This window comes from Streptomyces sp. NPDC046335, from assembly GCF_055587985.1.
Genome location: NZ_JBVJFF010000002.1, coordinates 95,405 through 117,400, shown reverse-complemented (window position 1 = coordinate 117,400; position 21,996 = coordinate 95,405). Strand labels below are relative to the sequence as shown.

Genomic DNA, 21,996 nt, shown 5'->3' with positions numbered 1-21,996 from the left:
GGTGCCCAGTGCGGCGCCGGGGGCGTCGGCGTGACGGAGGGCCACAATGGAGGGGTGAGTAATGCCAGCCTCCCCCTGCCCTCGTCCGACCGCGCCGACGTCGCCGCCGCCCTGCGCAAGGCCCTGCTCGACGCCGCCTTCACCGCCGACGGGCTGCTCGAACTGCTCGGGGCCGCCGCGTACGCCGCGCTCGCCCGCAGCGAGACCGTCCCCGCGCTGCGCGCCACGCGCGGCGACGGCGCCCTCGCCGCGCTCGTCCGCCTCTTCCTGCTCCAGGAATCCGTCCCGCACGCGCGCGTGGCCGACGTTCTGCCCGTCGACGCCCTCCTTGAGAGCGGCTGGCTGACCGGACGGGACGGTGAGCTGCGGGCGACCGTGGACGTGCGGCCCTACGGCGGGCCGAGCGGCGAGGACTGGTTCATCGTGTCCGACCTGGGGTGCGCGGTCGGCGGCGCGGGCGGCATCGGCAGCCATGACGAAGGCGTCGTCCTCGGGGTCGGCGGGGCGTCCACGACGCTCGCCGGGATCACCGTGCGGACGCCGGTCGAGAGCGCGCTCGACCTCGGCACCGGCTCCGGCATCCAGGCGCTGCACGCCGCACAGCACGCCACGCGCGTGACCGCGACCGACCTCAACCCCCGGGCGCTCCAGTTCACGCGGCTCACGCTGGCGCTGTCCGGGGCGCCCGCGGCGGACCTGCGGGAGGGCTCGCTCTTCGAGCCGGTGGCGGACGAGACGTACGACCTGATCGTGTCCAACCCGCCCTTCGTGATCTCACCGGGCGCCAGGCTCACCTACCGCGACGGCGGGATGAGTGGGGACGATCTGTGCCGCTCGCTCGTTCAGGAAGCGGGGGAGCGGTTGAACGAAGGGGGGTACGCGCACTTCCTTGCCAACTGGCAGCACGTGGACGGCGAGGAGTGGCAGGACCGCCTGCGCTCCTGGGTGCCGCGCGGCTGCGACGCCTGGATCGTGCAGCGCGAGGTGCAGGACATCACGCAGTACGCGGAGCTGTGGCTGCGGGACGCGGGGGACCACCGCACGGACCCCGCGCGGTACGCGGAGCGGTACGAGGCATGGCTGGACGAGTTCGAGGCGCGCGGGACGCGGGCCGTCGGCTTCGGGTGGATCACCCTGCGCAAGACCGGCGCCGCCGAGCCGGTCGTGACCGTCGAGGAGTGGCCGCACCCCGTCGAGCAGCCCCTCGGCGACACGGTGCGGGAGTTCTTCGAGCGCCAGGACCATCTGCGCACGCACGACGATGCGGCGCTGCTCGCCGGGCACTTCAAACTCGCCGCCGAGGTCATGCAGGAGCAGGTCGGGCTGCCGGGCGCCGAGGACCCGGAGCACGTCGTGCTGCGCCAGCACCGCGGGATGCGGCGGGCCACCAAGGTGGACACGGTGGGCGCCGGTTTCGCCGGGGTGTGTGACGGGTCGCTGAGCGCCGGCCGGATCCTCGACGCCATCGCGCAACTGGTCGGCGAGGACCCCGTGTTGCTGCGCGACCGGACGCCCGCGCAGATCCGGCTCCTCGTGGAGCAGGGCTTCCTGCTGCCGGTCGAGGCGTAGGAGCACGTGCGCCCCGCCGAAGCGCCGCCCGCGCCCCGGCGTAGAGCCACCCGCGCCCCGGCGTAGGGCCGCCGCCTCCGTCCGCGAGGGCGGGGCGGCGGGCCCGCTTTCCGGCGGGCAGCCGCAGTGATCCGGCCAGGATGGGCGGAATCGGCCAACATGCCGTACACCTCCCGCAATTCGCGGTGCCACCGGGCAGGAGCGCCGAACCGCCTCTTCGGGCCCGCGCGGACGCGGCAGCCGCCGGCCGCTCGCCGAGGAGCGGGAGGCGGGCCCGGCGGGGCGAGGGGCCGCCGACCGTTCACCCCGATTTCGCGCTCCCGATTCCCTCGCGTGTCAGCCTCCGAGCGGGGACCGCGAAGCAAGAGCTGTACGGGGAGGCAATGGCCATGGAGAGCGCACCAGCGATCTTCGCCGGGACGGTGTTCGCGCTGTTCGGCGCCGGGCTGCTGCTGTGGACCGGCGTACGTGTCGCACACCGCGCACCCGTCGCCCAGGGTGTGAGTCCCGTCGCATCGGCGACACTCGCCGCACTCGCGGGTTCGGGGGCGCTGCTCCTCGCGGCGTGGTGCTTCACGCGGCTGTGAACTCGCTGCGTGGCCGCCCTCTTCCGGTGGGGCGGAGCGGCGCACTCCGGTGATCGCGCCGGTGGCGTGGGACGAGTGCCCGGACCGGGCGCCGAAACGGCAGGTCCACCCTCCGGGCGGCAGGAATGGCGGTAGTCGGGTTACCGTTCGAGTGGCCGTTGCGGGCTTTTCCCGTTTGACACGGGGGCGGGATGTACCGTCACACTCCGCAGCGACAGCGCAACGCAAGCCATGCGAGCACTGCCACCGCACTGCCAGGAGTACTGCCACGAGCATTGCCCTCGCGCACTGCCACCGAGCGTCGAACCGGAGAGAAGAGCGAAGTTGTCCCCGACCAGCGAGACCGCACAGGGCGGCCGCCGACTCGTCATCGTCGAGTCGCCTGCCAAGGCGAAGACGATCAAGAGCTACCTCGGCCCCGGCTACGTAGTCGAGGCCAGCGTCGGGCACATCCGTGACCTTCCCAACGGCGCCGCGGAGGTGCCCGAGAAGTACACCGGCGAGGTGCGCCGCCTCGGCGTGGACGTCGAGCACGACTTCCAGCCCATCTATGTCGTCAACGCCGACAAGAAGGCGCAGGTCAAGAAGCTCAAGGAGCTGCTGAAGGACTCCGACGAGCTCTTCCTCGCCACCGATGAGGACCGCGAGGGCGAAGCCATCGCGTGGCACCTCCTGGAGGTCCTGAAGCCCAAGGTTCCCGTCCACCGCATGGTCTTCCACGAGATCACCAAGGACGCGATCCGCAGCGCCGTCGCCAACCCGCGCGAGCTCAACCAGCGCATGGTCGACGCCCAGGAGACCCGCCGCATCCTCGACCGCCTCTACGGCTACGAGGTCTCGCCGGTCCTGTGGAAAAAGGTCATGCCGCGCCTGTCGGCGGGCCGCGTGCAGTCCGTGGCCACCCGCCTCGTCGTCGAGCGGGAGCGCGAGCGCATCGCCTTCCGCTCCGCCGAGTACTGGGACCTGACGGGCACCTTCGGCACCGGCCGCGCCGGTGACGCCTCCGACCCGTCGCAGCTCGTCGCCCGCCTCACCACGGTCGACGGCAAGCGCATCGCACAGGGCCGCGACTTCAACTCCGTCGGACAGCTCAAGTCCGACACCCTGCACCTGGACGAGGCCAACGCCCGCTCGCTGGCCGCCGCCCTGGACAGCACCGACTTCTCCGTGCGGTCGGTCGAGTCCAAGCCCTACCGCCGCTCGCCGTACGCCCCGTTCCGTACGACGACCATGCAGCAGGAGGCCTCGCGCAAGCTCGGCTTCGGCGCGAAGGCCACCATGCAGGTTGCCCAGAAGCTGTACGAGAACGGCTTCATCACGTACATGCGTACGGACTCCACGACCCTGTCGGACACGGCGATCACCGCCGCCCGCGCCCAGGTCACGCAGCTCTACGGCAGCGACTACCTGCCGGACAAGCCCCGCACGTACGCCGGCAAGGTCAAGAACGCGCAGGAGGCGCACGAGGCGATCCGCCCGTCGGGCGACCGTTTCCGCACGCCCGCCGAGACCGGCCTGACCGGTGACCAGTTCCGGCTCTACGAGCTGATCTGGAAGCGGACCGTCGCCTCCCAGATGAAGGACGCGGTCGGCAACTCCGTCACGGTCAAGATCGGTGGCCGCGCCTCCGACGGCCGCGACGCCGAGTTCAGCGCGTCCGGCAAGACGATCACCTTCCACGGCTTCCTCAAGGCCTACGTCGAGGGCGCCGACGACCCGAACGCCGAGCTGGACGACCGCGAGCGCAGGCTTCCGCAGGTCAGCCAGGGCGACGCGCTCTCCGCCGACGAGATCTCGGTCGACGGCCACGCGACCAAGCCGCCGGCCCGCTACACCGAGGCATCGCTGGTCAAGGAGCTCGAAGAGCGCGAGATCGGCCGCCCGTCGACGTACGCGTCGATCCTCGGCACGATCCTCGACCGCGGGTACGTCTTCAAGAAGGGGACGGCGCTCGTCCCCTCGTTCCTGTCGTTCGCCGTCGTCAACCTGCTCGAAAAGCACTTCGGGCGGCTCGTCGACTACGACTTCACCGCCAGGATGGAGGACGACCTCGACCGCATCGCGCGCGGCGAGGCGCAGGCCGTGCCGTGGCTGCGGCGCTTCTACTTCGGTGAGGGCGAGGGCTCCGGCTCCGCGGCCGAGGCGGGCAACGGCGACGGCGACCACCTCGGCGGGCTCAAGGAGCTCGTCACCGACCTCGGGGCGATCGACGCCCGCGAGGTGTCCTCCTTCCCCGTCGGCGACGGCATCATGCTGCGCGTGGGCCGCTACGGCCCCTACGTCGAGCGCGGCGAGCGGGACTCCGAGGAGCACCAGCGCGCCGACGTCCCCGAGGACCTGGCACCCGACGAGCTGACCGTGGAGTACGCGGAGGAACTGCTCGCCAAGCCGAGCGGCGACTTCGAGCTGGGTGCGGACCCGGTCTCCGGCAACCAGATCGTCGCCAAGGACGGCCGCTACGGCCCTTACGTCACCGAGATCCTCCCCGAGGGCACCCCGAAGACCGGCAAGAACGCGGTCAAGCCGCGCACGGCCTCGCTCTTCAAGACCATGTCGCTCGACACGGTCACCCTTGAGGACGCGCTCAAGCTGATGTCGCTGCCGCGCGTGGTCGGTGCCGACGCCGAGGGCGTCGAGATCACCGCGCAGAACGGGCGGTACGGGCCGTACCTCAAGAAGGGCACGGACTCGCGGTCCATCGACACCGAGGAGCAGCTCTTCACCATCACGCTGGAGGAGGCTCTGGAGATCTACTCCAAGCCGAAGCAGCGCGGGCGGGCCGCGGCGAAGCCGCCGCTCAAGGAGCTCGGCGAGGACCCGGTCAGCGGGAAGCCCGTCGTCGTCAAGGACGGCCGCTTCGGGGCGTACGTGACCGACGGCGAGACCAACGCGACGCTGCGCGCGGCGGACTCCGTGGAGGAGATCACCCCGGAGCGGGGTTACGAGCTCCTCGCGGAGAAGCGGGCGAAGGCGCCTGCCAAGAAGACGGCGAAGAAGGCCCCCGCCAAGAAGGCGCCCGCAAAGAAGACGGCCGCCAAGAAAACCGCCGCAAAGAAGACGACCGCTACGGCCAAGAAGACCGCGGCCAAGAAAACCACCACCAAGAAGACGGCCGCTTCCTCCGAGAGTGCTCCTTCGGAGAGCTGATGTCCCGGCTGCCGGGTGCCGTGATCCTTCGGTGCCCGGCGGCTCTGGCGATGTGCCCGATGATCGTACGGTCGTTTGTTCGGGTGGGCACGCATGGACGTTGGCGGTCCGGATAGGCTGGACGGATGACGCGTGCCGAGCAGCCAACGGCCGGAATCCCGGCCCCCGACGACGCCCTGGTCGCAGATTCCCGAGAGCGTGCCGTCCGCGCCTTGCTGCGTGTACCGCAACTGAAGCGCTTGTGGAGCGCACAGCTGGTGGGCAGTGTCGGTGACGCCCTCGCCCTGCTCGTCCTGGTGATCCTCGCGCTCCAGTCGGCCATCTCCGAAGCGGCCTTCGGCGGTGGCTACCGGGGCGTCGCCCTCGCGATCACCGCCGTCTTCGGAGCGCGTGTCCTCGCGACACTGCTCTTCGGGGCGGTGCTGCTCGGGCCCCTGACCTCCCTCACGTCACCGGGCGGACCGCTCGACCGGCGCTGGACCATGGTCGGGGCCGACGGCGTGCGCGCCGCGCTGCTCGTCGTCGCACCGCTGTGGATCGACTGGACCCCGGACAACGCCCTCGCGGTGATCCTGGTGACGTCCTTCGTGATCGGCGTCGCCGAGCGGTTCTGGACGGTCGCGCGGGAGTGCGCCGCCCCCGCGCTGCTGCCCCCGCCGCCCCCGGAGGGCGCGACGGTACGGCCGCTGCCGGACCACATGGAGGCACTGCGGCGCCTCTCCCTGCGTACGGGATTCGTGGCGCTGCCCGTCGCGGCCGCCGCGCTCGTGGCCATCACCCTCGTCGGCAACCTGCTCGGTGCCGGGCTCGACTGGTTCGCACTGCACCAGGCCGGGCTCGCCTCGTTCGTCGCGGCCGGCCTCTTCGCCGCCTCGCTCTCCATCGTCTACTCCCTCGAACTGCCCGGCAGGCAGACGCCACGCGCGCGTAGCCCGCTCGAAGGGCTGCGCAGGCCGCGCACCGGCACCGGCACCGACAGGGGGCGTACGGGTGCCATCCCGCTGCTCGTCGTCGCCTGCGCCGCGGTCGCCACCGCCATCGCCGCGGCCGTCGCCGTGGCCCTGCTGCACGCCAAGGACATGGGCGGCGGACCCGTCGCGTACGGCCTGGTCGTGCTCGCCCTGACCGGCGGCACCGTCGTCGGCATCCTCGGCGCGCCGTCCCTGCTGCCCTCGCTCTCGCGCCGTCGGCTGCTCGCGCTCGCGATCGCGCTCACCGGCATCGCGCTGCTCGCCGCGGGCCTCGTGCCCGATGTGACCACCGTCCTGCTGCTCCTGGCCCTCGCCGGAGCCTCCGCGGGCGTCTCCGCGAACACCGGGCACGCGCTGCTCGACCAGGAGGTCGAGGACTATCGCAGGACCCGCACCGCGGAGCATCTGCAAGCCGTCGTACGCCTCTGTGTCGCGCTCGGCGCCCTCGTGGCCCCCGTGGTCGCCGCCCTGATCGGGCCGCACCGCGTGGTCAACGGCAAGTTCGTCTTCGACCACGGAGGCGCGTCCTTCACCCTGATGCTGGTCGGCGCGCTGCTCCTGCCGGTGGCCGCGCTGCTGCTCGCCAAGACCGACGACCGACAGGGCGTACCGCTGCGGCACGATCTGCTCGACGCCCTGCGCGGCGGCGACGACCCGGCGCAGGCGACCTGCGCCACCGGCTTCTTCATCGCCCTGGAGGGCGGCGACGGCGCCGGCAAGTCGACCCAGGCCGAGGCGCTCGCCGAGTGGATCCGCGCCAAGGGCCACGAGGTCGTCGTCACCCGCGAGCCGGGGGCCACGCCCGTCGGCAAGCGGCTGCGTTCGATCCTGCTCGACGTCTCTTCGGCCGGCCTCTCGCACCGCGCGGAGGCACTGCTGTACGCCGCCGACCGCGCGGAGCACGTCGACACCGTCGTACGGCCCGCCCTGGAGCGCGGTGCCGTGGTGATCTCCGACCGGTACATCGACTCCTCCGTCGCCTACCAGGGCGCCGGACGCGATCTCTCGCCCACCGAGATCGCCCGCATCAACCGCTGGGCGACCGGTGGCCTCGTACCGCATCTGACCTGCCTGCTCGACGTGTCGCCCGAGGCGGCGCGGGAGCGGTTCACGGAGGCGCCCGACCGTCTGGAGTCGGAGCCCGCCGAGTTCCACGCACGCGTGCGGTCCGGTTTCCTCACCCTCGCCGCGGCCGACCCGGGGCGCTACCTCGTCGTCGACGCCGCACAGGAGCCCGAAGCGGTCACCACCGTCATCCGGCACCGGCTCGACGTGGTGCTCCCGCTCTCCGAGGCCGAGGTGAAGGCCCAGGAGGAGGCCCGTAAGGCCGCCGAGGAAGAGGCCAGGCGCAAGGCCGAGGAAGAGGCCGCGCGCAAGGCCGAGGAGGAGCGACTGGAGCGCGAGCGCCAGGAGCAGCTCGCCAAGCTCCGCGCCGAGGAGGAGGAGCGCAAGCGCCGCGAGCTGGAGGAGGCGCAGCGCCGCGAGGCCGAGCGGCAGGCCGAGGAGGCCAGGAAGCGTGCCGAGGAGGCGCGCCGCAAGGCCGAGGAGGAGAAGGCGAGGCTGCTCGCGGAGGAGAAGGTCCGCGCGGCCGAGGAGGCGCGGCGCCGCCGGGAGGCCGAGGAAGAGGCCAGGAAGCGCGCCGAGGCGGAGGAGCGCCGCCTGGACAAGCAGCGCAAGGCGGAGGCGGCGTTGCTCCGGGCGGAGGAGGCGCGGCGGATGGCCGCGGCCTCCGCGGCAGCGGCTGCCGCCGAGGCGGAGACGGCGCGGGCTGCCGCGGCTGCCAGGGCGGCCGAGGCGTCTGCGGCCGCGTCTGCGGCCGCTCCGAAGCGGGCGGATCTCTCCAAGGCCGAGGGTTCCGTTTCTGGCTCTGGCTCTGGCGCTGGGGCGTCCGGCGCTCGGTCCGGTGCTCGGTCCGGTGCTCGGTCCGTCCCGGACAACGAGACCACCGTGCCGACGCCCGTGGTGAAGCCGCGCACCGGTCCCGCCGACGAGACGGCCGTGCTCCCGGCGGTGCGGCTCGACGGGCCTGGCCCGGAGGACACCGAGGTGCTGCCGCAGCCGCAGGTTCCGGGTGCGACGGACGAGACGGCGGTGCTGCCCGCGGTCCCGGAGGACCAGGTGCCGCGCGGCTACTTCCGCGACGAGCGGCCCGCGAAGTCCGCCACGCCCGACGGGCCCAACGAGCGGACGGCGGAGCTCCCGCAGGTCGACGAGCAGGGCGTACCCCGGCGGCCGCGGCCCGACTGGGCCGAGGAGACCCCGCTGGACGACCTTCCGACGCTGGCGGACGAACTGCTCGGCGGACAGGACGGCGAGGGCGACGAGGACGGACGGCGGCGGGGCCGGGGCGGGCGCCGGGGCTGACGGTCGTGGCGCGGAGGCCGCTGGCTTCTTCCGGTCGGCGAGGCTTCGGAGCGGCCCGGTCGGCGTCCGGCGGCCCGCGTTGTCAGTGCCGTGTCCCACAATGGGCAGTCCGGTAGAGCACAGAGCAGTGAGCGGCGTAAGGCGGTGATCCCATGAGCGTGTGGGACGACCTGGTGGGGCAGGAGCGGGTGAGCGAGCAGCTCGGGGCTGCCGCCCGGGACGCCGACGCGCAGGTGACCGCGGTCGCCGCGGGCTCGTCGTCGCCGGACTCGTCGAAGATGACGCACGCCTGGCTGTTCACGGGGCCGCCCGGCTCCGGGCGGTCCACCGCCGCGCGGGCCTTCGCCGCGGCCCTCCAGTGCACGAGCCCGGACCGCGCGCTGGGCGGCGTCCCCGGCTGCGGGTTCTGCGACGGCTGCCACACCAGCCTGATCGGCACGCACGCCGACGTCGAGGTGGTCCGCACGGACCTGCTCTCCATCGGCGTGAAGGACACCCGTGAACTCGTGCGGCGGGCCCAGCTCTCGCCGGCGGTGGGACGCTGGCAGGTCATCGTCCTCGAAGACGCCGACCGCCTCACCGAAGGCGCGGGGAACGTCCTGCTCAAGGCCGTGGAGGAGCCCGCTCCCCGTACGGTGTGGCTGCTCTGCGCGCCCTCCCTGGAGGACGTGCTGCCGACCATCCGCTCGCGCTGCCGGCACCTGACACTGCGTACGCCCTCCGTGGACGCCGTGGCCGACGTGCTCGTACGCAGGGACGGCATCGAGCCGGACGTCGCGGCCGTCGCGGCGCGCGCGACGCAGGGCCACATCGGCCGTGCCCGGCGCCTCGCCACCGACCCGCGCGCGCGTGAGCGCAGGGCCGCCGTGCTCAAGCTGCCCGTGCGCGTGCAGGAGATCGGCGGCTGCCTGAAAGCCGCTCAGGACCTGATCGACACGGCCGGCGAGGACGCGAAGCAGATGGCCGAGGAGGTCGACGTCAAGGAGACCGAGGAGCTGAAGGCGGCGCTCGGAGGCGGGCAGGGCAGCCGGATGCCGCGTGGTACCGCGGGCGTGATGAAGGACCTGGAGGACAAGCAGAAGCGCCGCAGGACCCGTACGCAGCGCGACAGCCTCGACCTGGCGCTCATCGAGCTGACCGCGCTCTACCGCGACGTCCTCGCCCTCCAGCTCGGCTCCCGCGTGGCCATCGCCAACACCGAGGTGCAGGACATGCTGGAGCGCATGGCCCTGGGCACCTCGCCCGAGTCCACCCTGCGCCGGATAGAGGCGATCGCCGCCTGCCGCACGGCCCTGGACCGCAACGTGGCACCGCTGCTGGCGGTCGAGGCGATGACGGTGGCGCTCAGGGCGGGCTGAAGGCAGCCCGGACGGCCAGGGGGAGAGCCCGGACGGCCTGGGAGAGAGCCCGGACGGCCTGGGGGAGCCCCTGAGCACCCCCTGAACTCCTCCGGAGCACGACGGCCCGGTTGACGACATCACTCATACGAGTACCGCGCGAGAACGTTAAGTGATGAGTGACTGACCGAGAGTTAGCCTCGTCTGATGGACACCAGCCGTCACCGCCGTCACCGCAGTCGCCGCTCCCTCGGCCGTCACCTCACCTTCCGTACGTGCGGCACGCTGCTCGTGACCGCGGGGCTGCTCGTCTCCGGATGCTCGTCGGGCGGTTCGACGGCGGACGCCTCCCTGGTCGCGGCCCTGCCCGAGTCGACACCCACGGACCTCGCCCCCTACTACGACCAGAAGCTGAGCTGGCGCGCGTGCGGCGTGGAGGGCTTCGAGTGCGCCTCCATGAAGGCGCCGCTCGACTACGACGAGCCCGCGAAGGGCGACATCAAGCTGGCGGTGGCAAGGAAGCAGGCCACGGAGAAGAGCGGGAAGCTCGGATCGCTCCTGGTCAACCCGGGCGGCCCGGGCGGCTCGGCGATCGGCTACCTCCAGTCGTACGCGGCGCTGGGCTACCCCGAGAAGGTCCGGGCCCGTTACGACATGGTCGCCGTCGACCCGCGCGGCGTGGCCCGCAGCGAGCCCGTCACCTGCCTCGACGGCAAGGAGATGGACGCGTACACGCAGGTCGACGTCACCCCCGACGACCGGCCCGAGACGAAGGCGCTCGGGGCCTCGTTCAGGCAGTTCGCGGGTGGCTGCGAGAAGCGTTCGAAGAAGATCCTTCCGCACGTCTCCACGGTCGAGGCGGCGCGGGACATGGACGTCCTGCGGGCGGCGCTCGGCGACGGGAAGCTGTCGTACGTGGGCGCGTCGTACGGCACGTTCCTCGGAGCGACGTACGCCGGCCTGTTCCCCAAGCGCGTGGGCCGGCTGGTCCTGGACGGCGCGATGGACCCGTCCCTGCCGGCGCGCCGGATGAACCGCGACCAGACGGCGGGCTTCGAGACGGCGTTCCAGTCGTTCGCCAAGGACTGCGTGAGGCGCGGCGCGGAGTGCCCGATCGGCAGGGGCGTCACGGGCCGTGCCGGCAGTACGGGCGGCCCTGCCAGTACCGACGGCGCGGGCAAGCGTATGAAGGCCTTCTTCGACGCCCTGGACCGCGAGCCCCTGCCCACCGGCGACGCGTCGGGCCGCAAGCTCACCGAGTCGCTGGCCACGACGGGCGTGATCGCGGCGATGTACGACGAGGGGGCCTGGCCACAGCTCCGGGACGCGCTCACCTCGGCGGTGAAGAACAAGGACGGGGCGGCTCTGCTCGCCCTCTCCGACAGCTATTACGAGCGGGACAGCGACGGCAAGTACTCGAACCTGATGTTCGCCAACGCGGCCGTGAACTGCCTGGACCTGCCGCCCGCCTTCACCACGCCGGACCAGGTGAGGAAGGCGCTGCCCGACTTCGAGAAGGCGTCCCCGGTCTTCGGCGAGGGCCTGGCCTGGGCCTCGCTCAGCTGCGCGTACTGGCCGGTCAAGGCCACGGGGAAGCCGCACCGCATCGAGGCGAAGGGCGCGGCGCCGATCGTGGTCGTCGGCACGACCCGCGACCCGGCGACCCCCTACCGCTGGGCCCGCTCCCTGGCCTCACAGCTCTCCTCGGCCCGCCTCCTCACGTACGAGGGCGACGGCCACACGGCGTACGGCCGCGGCAGCGAGTGCATCGACTCCACGATCAACGCGTACCTCCTCCACGGCACGGCCCCGGCGGAAGGAAAGCGCTGCTCATAGCCGCTCCGGGCCGCCCACGAGGGGGTGTGCGGAGCACCTCCGGAAACTGTGTAGACTTGGCCGCGTTGCCGACCGCACCATGGTGCAGACGGCGCGCCGCCTTAGCTCAGATGGCCAGAGCAACGCACTCGTAATGCGTAGGTCTCGGGTTCGAATCCCGAAGGCGGCTCTGTGGAAGCCTCAGGACTCACTCGCCGTGACCTGGGGCTTTTGCTTTTCTCGGATGCGGCGACGGCGCTGAGCACGAGCCGCGCGGGGTAGGAGTCCGGCATGCTGAGCCATGTGACCGCGGCGGCGATCCCGCCCATGCCCTTCCCATGGCAGCAATGGCCACCACCGCTGTCAGCCCACCGAGGGCCTACCGGAGCGGGGTCGTGTTCACCGGCGGCGTCGAGGTTTCGGCGCCCTTCCCCGTGGAAGTCGACCTCGGCCGGGTCTGATTTCATGTCGGCTTCGGTTCCCAGGGGTGGCTCTGGTGGAGCCGCGGACCCGTCATTCGTCTGGTATGCGGCCTATGGGTCGAACGTGCATCTGGAGCGGCTGCGTGCCTACATCCGTGGGGGATGTCCGCCCGGTGGGGCGCGGGTGTATCCGGGGTGCCGTGACTCCGCCATGCCTGTCGCGTCCGTTCCCGTGGAGCTTTCCGGGGTGATGTACTTCGCCACTCGGTCGCCCGTCTGGGGCGGAGGACGGGCCTTTTATGACCCGGGGGCGCGCGGGCGGGTGCTGGGCAGGGCGCATCTCGTAACCGTCGAGCAGTTCGGTGATATCGCGGCTCAGGAGATGTACCGGGAGCCGGGTGGAGCCGGTTCGCGGATCGATCTGAGCGAGGTGCTTTCGCGGGGGCGTGCCGTGCTGGGGGACGGGCGCTACGAGACCTTGGTGTGCGTGGGGGAGATCGACTCCGTGCCCATGCTCACCTTCACCGCTCCCTGGGGGGTGGGCGATGTCCCAGGGGTCTCGCCGTCTGCCGCCTACCTGCGTCACCTGGGGTCGGGGCTGCTGGCCACCGGGGCTTGGGAGGCGGGCGTCGTCGCTTCGTATCTCGCCGGTTGCCCCGGGGGCGCCGAGAGCTGGTCGGAGCAGGGCGTTCTGGATCTGTTGGCGTGATGGGGGCCAGGCGGCTGGGGTTCAGTCCCGGAATTCCGCCCGGTCGCCCTGCCAGTGCCAGTGCCAGTGCCAGTGCCGGTACCGGCGTCCGTGTCAGTCCGTGGGCAACCCGGTCGCCCGTCGCTGCCCGTGGTCGCTGCCCGTGCCGGTCCGTGCGCACCCCCGTCCGCACGGACGGACACCGGGCTGGACCCGGCCAGGCCAAGCCCGTTGAACAGTCTGGACCATGGCCCTCCGCCAGTGGAAGCTGTTTCTAGAAAAGGGTTCTAGAAAATCTGTGCTTTACGCTGATACGCACCATGAGCCCCAAGCAGCGACGTGGCGCGGAGACCGCCGACCGACTCCTGGACGCCGCCCTCGAGGTGTACGCCGAATCCGGGGAGCAGGGCGTCACCGTCGGCGCCCTCACCAAGGCGAGCGGAGTCAGCCTCGGCAGCCTCTACCACCACTTCGGCAGTGTCGACGGACTGATGAACGCCCTGCTGCTGCGCTGGCTCGGCCGCCTCCTCGGGGAGCTGGCCACGGCAGTGGAACGTTCCCGGACGGCACGGGGCGGCATCCGTGCGCTCGTACGTACGTATCTCACGTTCATCCAGGAGCATCCGGACGCCGCGCGGCTCCTGCACTCCTCCTACGCCGACCGGCTCGGCATGGCGCAGGCCAAGCAGCTTCGCGACGCGCAGGAGGCGAGGCTCTCGCCCTTGACGGACTGGGTGGCCCGGCAGGTCGAGGCGGGGGAGATCGCGCCTCTTGAGGTGCCGTTGGTCGAGTCGCTCGTCATGGGGCCGATCGTCGCGGTCGCGCGGCGCCGGCTCTCCGGCATCGATGACGTCGCCCTCGGCCGGGCCGCGCGGGTCCTGTCGGAGCGGATCTGGCGGTCGGTCGCGCCGTGAGCCGGTGCGGTCATGCGGCTTTCGGGGTGGCCGGCGTCATCGTCGCGAGTTCCGCGTGGGCCCTGCGCAGGAGCCGGCTGAACGTGTCCGGCTCCGTCAGCGCCAGCAGGTGCGGCCCCGGTACGTGGACCAGGCGGGCCGGGGTGCCCGCCGAGCGCAGGGCGTTCAGGAACTGGCGTTCCTGACGGCGGAAGAGCGGGTCGGCGCGGCCGTTGGCCAGGATGACGGGGGTGGTCACCCTGGTGGCGCAGGCGAGGGTGTCCCAGCGTGACAGCGCGTCGATGACCTCGCCGAACCCGTGCCGGGAGATGCCGCCCGCCATGATCTCCCGGAAGCTTTCGTCGGGCAGTACGGACCGTAGGACCCACTCGTTGAGGCGGAGGGCCCGGTCCTCGCCGATGAGCCGCAGGGCGCGGGCCGCGATGTAGTGCGGCAGGCCGAGCGAGCCGTCCGTGCGGAGGGTGCTGCCGTGTGCGAAGAGGCCGGTGATGTCGTCGTGCTGCGAGGCGTAGGCGAGGGAGCAGATGCCGCCCAGGGATGTGCCCGCGAGGACCGGTGCCCGGCCGGTGGCCGCGCGGGCCTCGGCCACGGCGGCCCCGATCCGCTCGACGGCTCCCTCCACGGTGAACTGCCGGTGTTCCAGTGCTCCGTGGCCCGGCAGGTCGCAGGCGGTGATACGGAAATCCGGGGCGAGGCGGGCGATGACCGGCGTCCACATGTGGGCCGGCAGGCGGATGCCGTGGACGAGGACGAGCGGGTGACCGGAGTCGTCCCCGGCGGTCCATAGGCCTGGCTCGGGGGTCTGGCGCATCATCGTGCCTACCTGGCGCATCATCTTGCCTGCTTCTTTCCTTCGGTGGCCGGGATGTTTCTGTATCCGCTTCCGCTTCTGCTGCCAGCTCATCGTCTGCGGCTGCGTCTGCTTCCTCTTTCTCTTCCTCTCCTTGTGACGCCGGGTGTGGTTGGGGGGTTGCCGGAGGGGGGAGCGATCGGGGCATGGGTGAGATGGGCGAGGTGGGTGAGACGGCCGAAGACGTGGCCGTGCGTTATGGGTTGCGGCCGTTGCCGGTGGAGGGCGGGTTGTTCCGGCGGACCTGGGCGGGGGCGGAGGGTGCGGACGGGCGTCCCGCGGGCTCCGCGATCATCGCGCTGCTGAGTACCGCTCCCGGTGACTTCTCCGCCATGCACCGGCTGCCCGTCGACGAGGTCTGGCACTTCTACCGGGGGGATGCGCTGGAGCTGCTGCTTCTCGCCCCCGACGGTTCCGATCGGCTCGTCCTGCTGGGGGCGGGCGGTGAGGGCGGTGAGGTGCAGTACGTGGTGCCCGCGGGGACGTGGATGGGGGCGCGGGTCGTCCGTGGTGGGCGGCATGGGTGGGGGCTCTTCGGGACGACCATGGCACCTGGTTTCGTTCCCCGGGATTACGAGGGTGGGGACGCGGAGGCGCTGTGCGCGCGGTATCCGGGGCGGGCGGCGCTCATCCGGGAGTTGTGTCGGGTGGGGGGTGCCGGGCGGATGCCCGATGAGATTGAGGCGGGGGCGGAGGCTTCTGGCCGGGTGCCTGGGGCTTCTGGACGGGTGGTCGGGGGGCCCGAGTCGGTGCCCGGCGCCGTCGAACCGGTGGCCAAGGCTCCCGAGCAGTTGCCGGAAGCCGGCGAGTCCGTGCCCGAAGCTTCCGGGCGGATCCCTGAGGCTCCTGAGCGGCTGCCCGGTGCCCTTGGGCCGGTGCCCGGGGCTGCCGAGCGGCGGTCCGAAGCCTCCGGGCGAGAGCCAGGGGCGGCTTCGCCGGGCCGTGGGGGAGGTGGGCCGGATGCGGCGTGACGTGGCGTTGCCGGGGCTGAGGGGGCGGGTCGCTCTGGTGACCGGGGGGAGCGGTGGCATCGGAGCGGGGATCGCGGTGCGGTTCGCGCAGGCCGGGGCGGCGGTCGTCGTCCACTACCGGGGCGGTGGGGCGCGGGCCCGGGAGGTGGTCGAGCGGATCGGTTACGCGGGCGGTGACGCCATCGCCGTAGCGGCGGATCTGGCCCGGGAGGAGGAGTGCCGGCGGCTCGTCGAAGACGCGTACGCCTGGCAGGGGCGCCTGGACTCCCTCGTGAACTGTGCCGGGGTCCAGCCCGTACGCGATCTGCCCGGCATGACCGCGGAGGAGTGGCGGGGCGTCGTCGAGGCGAACGTGACGAGCGCGTTCTGCTGTACGCAGGCCGCGGCGGAGGTCATGGCCGGGCAGGACGGTGGTGGCTCCGTCACGCATGTCGCGTCCATCGAGGGGACGAACCCTGCGCCGGGGCACGCCCATTACAGCGCGTCCAAGGCCGCGCTGATCATGTTCGCCCGCTCGGCGGCCCTGGAGTACGGGCCGCGCGGCATCCGCGTGAACACTGTGTCGCCGGGCCTCGTCGACCGGCCAGGCCTGGCCGAGGACTGGCCGGAGGGGGTGGCCCGCTGGCGGGCCGCGGCTCCGCTGGGCCGGCTCGGCCGCCCGGAGGACATCGGCAACGCCTGCGTGTTCCTCGCCTCGGAGGCGGCGTCCTGGATCAGCGGGACGGATCTGGTCGTCGACGGAGGGGTGGGGGCGCGGCCTACGTGGTGACGGGGCGTGCGTGGTGGCGTGGCCTGCGTCGTGGGCGTGGCCTGCGTCGTGGGCGCGGCCTGTTTGGTGATGCGGCCTACGTGGTGATGCGGGGCCTTCGAGTGAAGCCGTCCCGCCAAGCCGTCACCGCGGCTGGGTGATGCCGCCCCGTCACGCCGCGACGCCCCCGGCCGGGCGAAGCCACCCTGCCAAGCCGCCCCCGCCCCCGCCGTGCGAAGCCACCCCGCCAAACCGCCCCGCCCCCCGGACACCCCCTACCCCCCACCCGCATCCAAATAGGCCAACACCGCCAGTACCCGCCGATTGTCCGTGTCGGACTGCGGTAGGCCCAGCTTCGGGAAGATGTTGCTGATGTGCTTCGCCACGGCCTTTTCCGAGATGAACAGGGCTTCCGCGATGCCCGCGTTGGAGCGGCCCTGGGCCACGCACTCCAGGACCTCGCGTTCGCGGTCGGTCAGGGTGCTCATCGGCTCGTCGCGCTTCTTGCCGGTCAGGAGCTTCGAGATGACCTCGGGGTCCATCGCCGTGCCGCCGTCGGCGACGCGCTGGATGGTCGACATGAACTCGGCGCCGTTGGTGACCCGCTCCTTGAGTACGTAGCCCACTCCCTCGGAGCCCGTCGAGAGCAACTCGTGGGCGTAGAGGGGTTCCACGTACTGGGACAGGAGGAGAACGGGCAGGTTCGGGACGCGGGTCCTCGCCTCCACCGCCGCCCGCAGGCCCTCGTCGCTGAAACCCGGCGGGAGCCGGACGTCGACGATCGCGACGTCCGGCTCCCGCTCGGTGAGGCTGCGGAGCAGCTCCGGGCCGTTGTCCACGGCCGCCACGACTTCGTGGCCGAAGGCCTGGAGGAGGCGGCTCAGGCCGTCCCTCAGGAGAAAGTGGTCTTCGGCGAGGACAACACGCACGGCAGCTCCATCGTCACCATGGTCGGGCCGTTGAGCGGACTGCTCACGGCGAGTACGCCGTCGAAGGTGGCGAGGCGGCGCTCGATGCCCCGCAGCCCCGTACCGGCGTTGATGTCGGCGCCACCGCGGCCGTTGTCGGTGATGGTGACACGCAGCGTCCCCGCGTCGTGCCGGATGTCGACCGAGCAGCGCTCGGCACCGGAGTGCTTGGCGGCGTTGGTGAGGATCTCAGAGACGGCGAAGTAGGCCGCCGACTCCACCGGAGGCTCCGGGCGGGCCGGCAGGTCCACCTGGACGTCGGTCTTCAACGGGCTGATCATCGCCAAGGAGCGTACGGCGTCGCCCAGTCCACGGTCCGCGAGCACCGGCGGGTGGATGCCGCGGACCAGGCCGCGCAGCTCCTCCAGAGCCTTGATCGACGACTGGCGGGCCTCGACCAGGAGGGCGCGGACGGCTTCGGGGTTGGACTCCAGGAGGTGCTCGGCGGCGTCCAGCGTCATGCCCATCGCCACCAGGCGGGCCTGGGCGCCGTCGTGCAGGTCGCGCTCGATGCGGCGGATCTCGGACATCTGTGTGTCCACGGCGTCCGAACGCGTCGTGGTGAGGTGTTCGATACGGCTCGCCAGGAGCTCGCCCTCACTGGGGGCCAGCATGGCCCGCAGATAGCGGGAGTGCTGGTGCACCGCGCGGGGGCCCGCCCAGAAGAACGCCAGGGGGAACTGGGCCAGGCCGACCGCGCCCGCCAGGATCGCCGTGCCCCAGCCGTCGACCGGGATGAACAGGTACCAGATGCTGTCCCAGTCCTGGGAGAGCCGCGCCCCGAAGACCGCGGTCGTCAGGCCCCAGAGGCCGCTGAGGACCAGGAGCAGCGGGGCGAAGGAGATGGCGCCGCCCGCGATGGGGTCGATCGCGGCCCAACGCCAGTCGCGGTAGACCTGGTTGTTCTTGGCGAGGAGCTGGGCGCGCAGGGCCTTGCCGCGGTCCTGGGCGGGAACTTCCTTGTCGGGAACTTCCTTGTACGGGGCGGGTATCTCGATGCCCGAGTACTCGCCGGCCAGCGCCCGCTGCCGGTCGGCGAGGCGCCGGACGCGGGCGACCGCGCCCGGCATCAGCCTGACGCCCAGCGGTCCGCTCAGCGTCAGGTATACGAAGAAGAGCCAGAGGGACAGCCAGAACGCGCGGCACGACAGGCCCCACAGCACCAGCGAACGGCGGAAGCCGGTGGGTCCTGAGGGGAGAGGGTGACTCTGACCGGGGCCGTTCCCGGTGGTGGTCTGCGGCGGTGTGGTGGTCCGTGGCGGCGTAGTGGTCTGCGACCTGGTGTCCGCGGACTCTCGCGAGCTGTCCATCTGGCCAACGCCTTTCTACCTGCTTCTCATACGGAGTACGGGGCACCGGGCACCGGGCACCGGGTACGGGGTACCGGGTACGGAGTACGGGGTGTGGAGCGATGAACTGCTGCGGTTCCGCTCGCCCAGTATGAGAGGGGGTCCGGCCCGAAGTCGGTGGTAATAACTCCCCTCTTGGGCGCGGATAAAGCTCCCCCTCCAACGCCGTGGGGGTCGCGCCCGGCCGGTCCGCGCGCCCGGCCGGCAGTTATGAGGATCCTGTCAGGGCGGCGGCCCCGACCGGCCTCGCCGCCCTTCCCCCGGCGGCCCGTGCCTATCCTCACCCCATGTGCGCTGCAGTCCTGATCGCGGAGGACGACGAGAAACAGGCCGAGCTGGTCCGCCGCTATCTGGAGCGCGAGGGCCACTCGGTCACCGTCGTCCACGACGGGGACGCCGCCCTCGCGGCGGTCCGGAACCGGCCGCCGGACCTGTTGATACTCGACGTGATGATGCCGGGTAAGGACGGCCTGGCCGTCACGCGGACGCTGCGGGGCGGCGGTGTGACGCCGGAGCTGGCGCAACTGCCGATCCTGATGCTGACCGCCCGTTCCACCGAGGACGACCTCCTGGAGGGTCTCGACCTCGGTGCGGACGACTACCTCACCAAGCCGTACAGCCCCCGCGAGCTGATGGCCCGCGTACGGACACTGCTGCGCCGCGCGTGCGGCATCCACGCGCCCTCGCCGGACACCGGCCGCCAGGTGCTGCGGGCGGGGGACCTCGTGGTCGACCCGCGGCGCCACGAGGTGACGGTCGACGGGCGCCCGATCGAGTGCACGCCGGGCGAGTTCGACCTCCTCACCGCCCTGGCGAGCGACCCGGACCGCGTCTTCACCCGCCCCCAGCTCCTGGACCGCATCCACGGCTCGTCGGGCTACATATCGGCACGCACGGTCGACGTCCACGTGCTCAACCTCCGCAAGAAGATAGAACCGGACCCCCGCCACCCGACGCGCCTGCTCACGATCTTCGGCGTGGGCTACAAGCTGACGTCGACATCGACATCGGCGTCGACAACACCCGCCGGGGCAGCGGAGCCAGGCGGGACGACGGCGTCGACTGGGCCTATGGCTGCCACCGGGCCTATGGCTGCCGCCGGGCCTATGGGGGCCGCCACCGCCCCAGCACCCGCCAACACCCCAGCCCCCGCCCCCGCCCCACGAGCCGTGCCCCGCAATCCCTTGGCTCGTCGTGGCGCGTGATATCCCTCTGCGGCGGAGCCTCCTCGCGCGGCTGCTCGCCGTTTCCGTGCTCGTGTCCGTCGGGTCCATCGCCGCCACCGCGTGGCTCGCCGCGCAGACCACTTCCGGGGCGCTTCGGCAGGAGCAGGGGCAGGTGCTCGCCGATGACGCCCGTATCTACGACCGGCTCCTCGGCGTGGGGGCCGGCGCGCCCGCGTGGCGCGGGGCGGACGAGGCCGTACGCGAGCTGTCCCGGCGCACCGGGCGCCGCATCGCCCTCACCACGCAGGACCGCAAGGTCATCACGGACTCCGCGGCCCCCGCGAAGCACACCCCGCTGCCCCCGAACGCCTCCGCCGTCCTCGATCCGCTCGCCGTCGACACCACGCTGACCCCCGGCCGCTCGGGCGAGGACGCCGCCGCCGACCGCATCGATCCGCGCGCGATCGGCCCCTACCGCCTCACCCGGGCCGAGCGCGACCGGCTGAAGGCCGCCGCCGAACGCGCCGCGGCCTGTCTGACGAAGATCGGGATGACCCCCGAGGTCGTCACCGCGCCCGGCGGCCGCCCCTCCGTCCGCGTCGGCGGCGACCCCATGGCCGTCAACAGGATGGCCTGCGGCGAATCACTGCTCGACATGCCCACCGAGACCGAACGCAAGGCCCTGAAGAAGCTCGACTCCGTCGCCGGCGCCTGCATGGAGCGCCGCGGCCTCCAGCACATCCCCGTCGGCCTCGACCTGAGCGGACGGTCGGGCCCGAAGCCGTTCGGGGCGGTGCCCACGTACGCCGCATACGTCCTCCCCGTGGATCCCGTGGACCCCGGGAACCCCGTGGACCCCGACGAGCCCGACCCCGAGAAGCCTGGCCCCGAGGCCTCCGTCCCCGAGGAGCCCCCCGCAGCCGGGGCGGACCGCCCGCGTGAGCCGACCGCCACCCCCGACCCCTTCGGCTCCCGCACCGCCGACGACGCCGCCCGCGAGGCCTGCGTCGACAGCGCCCGGCGCGAACAGCTCAGCCCCTACGTCTCCTCGCCCGCCCTGCTCTTCATCACCAGTCCGGACGGCTCCCGCGGGGAACCGGGGTTCAGCCTCTCCAGGGACAACACCACCCGCCTCGCCGGGCTCGCCGCGGCCGTCCTCGCCGTCACGGTGGCCGTCACCGCGTTCGCCGCGACCCGGCTGACCCGGCCCCTGCGCGCGCTGACCACCGCGACGCGGCGCATGAAGGCGGGCGAGCCCGGCGACCCCGTACCCGCCACGGCCACCCGTTCCGCCGGAGAGATCAGCCAACTGGCGGCCGCCTTCAACGACATGGCGGCCCACCGCAAGGCCCTGGAGGAACAGCGCAAAGCCATGGTCAGCGACGTCGCGCACGAGCTGCGGACCCCGCTCTCCAACATCAGGGGCTGGCTGGAGGCCGCAGAGGACGGCGTCGTCGAGACCGACCCCGAACTGGTCACCTCGCTCCTCGAAGAGGCCCTGCTGCTCCAGCACATCGTCGACGACCTCCAGGATCTCGCGGCGGCCGACGCAGGCACGCTCCGGCTGCACAGGGAACCGGTGCGGGCCGCCGACATCGCCGAGCAGGTGGCCGCGGCGCACCAGGCCCGCGCGGACGCGGCGGGGGTCAAGCTCAGGGCCACCGCGTTCGGCGACCCCTGGCTGACGGCGGACCCGCTGCGGCTGCGGCAGGCGGTCGGCAACCTCGTCTCCAACGCGGTACGCCACACCCCCGAGGGCGGCAGCGTCCGCGTCACCTGCCGCGCTACGCCCGACGCCGTCCTGATCGAGGTCGCCGACACCGGCACCGGCATCGCGCCGGCCGACCTGCCACACGTCTTCGACCGCTTCTGGCGCGCGGACAAGTCCCGCACGCGCGCCACGGGCGGCAGCGGCCTCGGCCTGTCCATCGTGCGGAAACTGGTGGAGGCCCACGACGGCACGGTGACGGCGCAGAGCGTCCCGGGCAGAGGCTCCCAGTTCACGGTCCACCTACCGACGCCGGCCCCCTGACCACCGGCTGCACGGGCCCTCCCGCGCGACCGGCTGTACGCAGCTTCCCGCGCGCCCGGCCGTACGGAACTCCCCGCGCGACCGGTGTTACGGGGCTT

At 72.3% G+C, this 21,996-nt stretch carries 13 protein-coding genes, 1 tRNA gene and 2 pseudogenes; 13 read left to right on the top strand and 3 right to left on the bottom strand.

The genetic code is table 11. The annotated features are described in order from the left end of the window. Window positions 1-54 precede the first annotated feature (54 nt). The 9 genes from ACZ6JY_RS04325 (at window position 55) to ACZ6JY_RS04285 (ending at window position 13,814) form a co-directional block, all read left to right on the top strand. The gene (locus ACZ6JY_RS04325; protein WP_469192116.1) at window positions 55-1,569 is read left to right on the top strand and encodes a DUF7059 domain-containing protein; all 1,515 of its coding nucleotides are present in this window, start codon (window positions 55-57) and stop codon (window positions 1,567-1,569) included. A 389-nt stretch (window positions 1,570-1,958) separates the two neighbouring features. Next, entirely contained in the window at window positions 1,959-2,156 is a 198-nt protein-coding gene (locus ACZ6JY_RS04320; RefSeq protein WP_469192114.1) for a hypothetical protein, read from the top strand. 324 nt (window positions 2,157-2,480) lie between these two features. Then, window positions 2,481-5,303 carry a type I DNA topoisomerase gene (gene topA, locus ACZ6JY_RS04315; RefSeq protein ID WP_469192113.1) on the top strand — a complete coding sequence of 941 codons (2,823 nt, stop codon included), beginning with the start codon at window positions 2,481-2,483 and terminating at the stop codon, window positions 5,301-5,303. A gap of 125 nt (window positions 5,304-5,428) precedes the next feature. Next, window positions 5,429-8,638, top strand: coding sequence for a dTMP kinase (tmk, locus tag ACZ6JY_RS04310; protein WP_469192111.1), 3,210 nt, complete (start codon window positions 5,429-5,431; stop codon window positions 8,636-8,638). 152 nt (window positions 8,639-8,790) lie between these two features. Further along, window positions 8,791-9,996 (top strand): DNA polymerase III subunit delta', encoded by a 1,206-nt coding sequence (locus ACZ6JY_RS04305; protein WP_469192109.1) that lies wholly within the window; start codon window positions 8,791-8,793, stop codon window positions 9,994-9,996. A gap of 186 nt (window positions 9,997-10,182) precedes the next feature. Next, window positions 10,183-11,811 carry an alpha/beta hydrolase gene (locus ACZ6JY_RS04300; RefSeq protein WP_469192107.1) on the top strand — a complete coding sequence of 543 codons (1,629 nt, stop codon included), beginning with the start codon at window positions 10,183-10,185 and terminating at the stop codon, window positions 11,809-11,811. Between the two features lie 95 nt (window positions 11,812-11,906). Further along, window positions 11,907-11,980 (top strand) — tRNA-Thr (locus ACZ6JY_RS04295). Window positions 11,981-12,423: 443 nt separating this feature from the next. Beyond that, entirely contained in the window at window positions 12,424-12,921 is a 498-nt protein-coding gene (locus tag ACZ6JY_RS04290) for a histone deacetylase (RefSeq protein ID WP_469192105.1), read from the top strand. A gap of 299 nt (window positions 12,922-13,220) precedes the next feature. Then, on the top strand, window positions 13,221-13,814 hold the full coding sequence (locus tag ACZ6JY_RS04285; protein ID WP_469192103.1) for a TetR/AcrR family transcriptional regulator: 594 nt from the start codon (window positions 13,221-13,223) through the stop codon (window positions 13,812-13,814). Between the two features lie 10 nt (window positions 13,815-13,824). Here the strand turns inward: ACZ6JY_RS04285 and ACZ6JY_RS04280 are convergent, their stop codons facing one another. After that, window positions 13,825-14,649: an alpha/beta fold hydrolase gene (locus ACZ6JY_RS04280; protein ID WP_469192101.1), complete on the bottom strand. Its 825-nt coding sequence runs from the start codon at window positions 14,647-14,649 to the stop codon at window positions 13,825-13,827. A gap of 170 nt (window positions 14,650-14,819) precedes the next feature. Between ACZ6JY_RS04280 and ACZ6JY_RS04275 the strand changes: the two are divergent. Together ACZ6JY_RS04275 and ACZ6JY_RS04270 are read left to right on the top strand one after the other, a co-directional pair. Next, a pseudogene (locus ACZ6JY_RS04275) lies at window positions 14,820-15,311 on the top strand (cupin domain-containing protein); the annotation flags it as partial. 313 nt (window positions 15,312-15,624) lie between these two features. Next, a complete protein-coding gene (locus ACZ6JY_RS04270; RefSeq protein ID WP_469192099.1) occupies window positions 15,625-16,404 on the top strand; it encodes an SDR family NAD(P)-dependent oxidoreductase in 780 nt (259 codons plus the stop codon). 254 nt (window positions 16,405-16,658) lie between these two features. Here ACZ6JY_RS04270 and ACZ6JY_RS04265 read toward each other — a convergent pair whose 3' ends face one another. Next, the gene (locus ACZ6JY_RS04265; protein ID WP_469192097.1) at window positions 16,659-17,312 is read right to left on the bottom strand and encodes a LuxR C-terminal-related transcriptional regulator; all 654 of its coding nucleotides are present in this window, start codon (window positions 17,310-17,312) and stop codon (window positions 16,659-16,661) included. Then, window positions 17,276-18,661: a sensor histidine kinase gene (locus tag ACZ6JY_RS04260; RefSeq protein WP_469192095.1), complete on the bottom strand. Its 1,386-nt coding sequence runs from the start codon at window positions 18,659-18,661 to the stop codon at window positions 17,276-17,278. The genes ACZ6JY_RS04265 and ACZ6JY_RS04260 overlap by 37 nt, the downstream gene beginning before the upstream one ends. A 326-nt stretch (window positions 18,662-18,987) precedes the next feature. Here ACZ6JY_RS04260 and ACZ6JY_RS04255 point away from each other — a divergent pair. After that, a pseudogene (locus ACZ6JY_RS04255) lies at window positions 18,988-19,713 on the top strand (response regulator transcription factor); the annotation flags it as partial. 181 nt (window positions 19,714-19,894) lie between these two features. Next, window positions 19,895-21,898, top strand: a complete 2,004-nt coding sequence (locus tag ACZ6JY_RS04250; RefSeq protein ID WP_469192093.1) for a HAMP domain-containing sensor histidine kinase — start codon at window positions 19,895-19,897, stop codon at window positions 21,896-21,898. Window positions 21,899-21,996 lie beyond the last annotated feature (98 nt).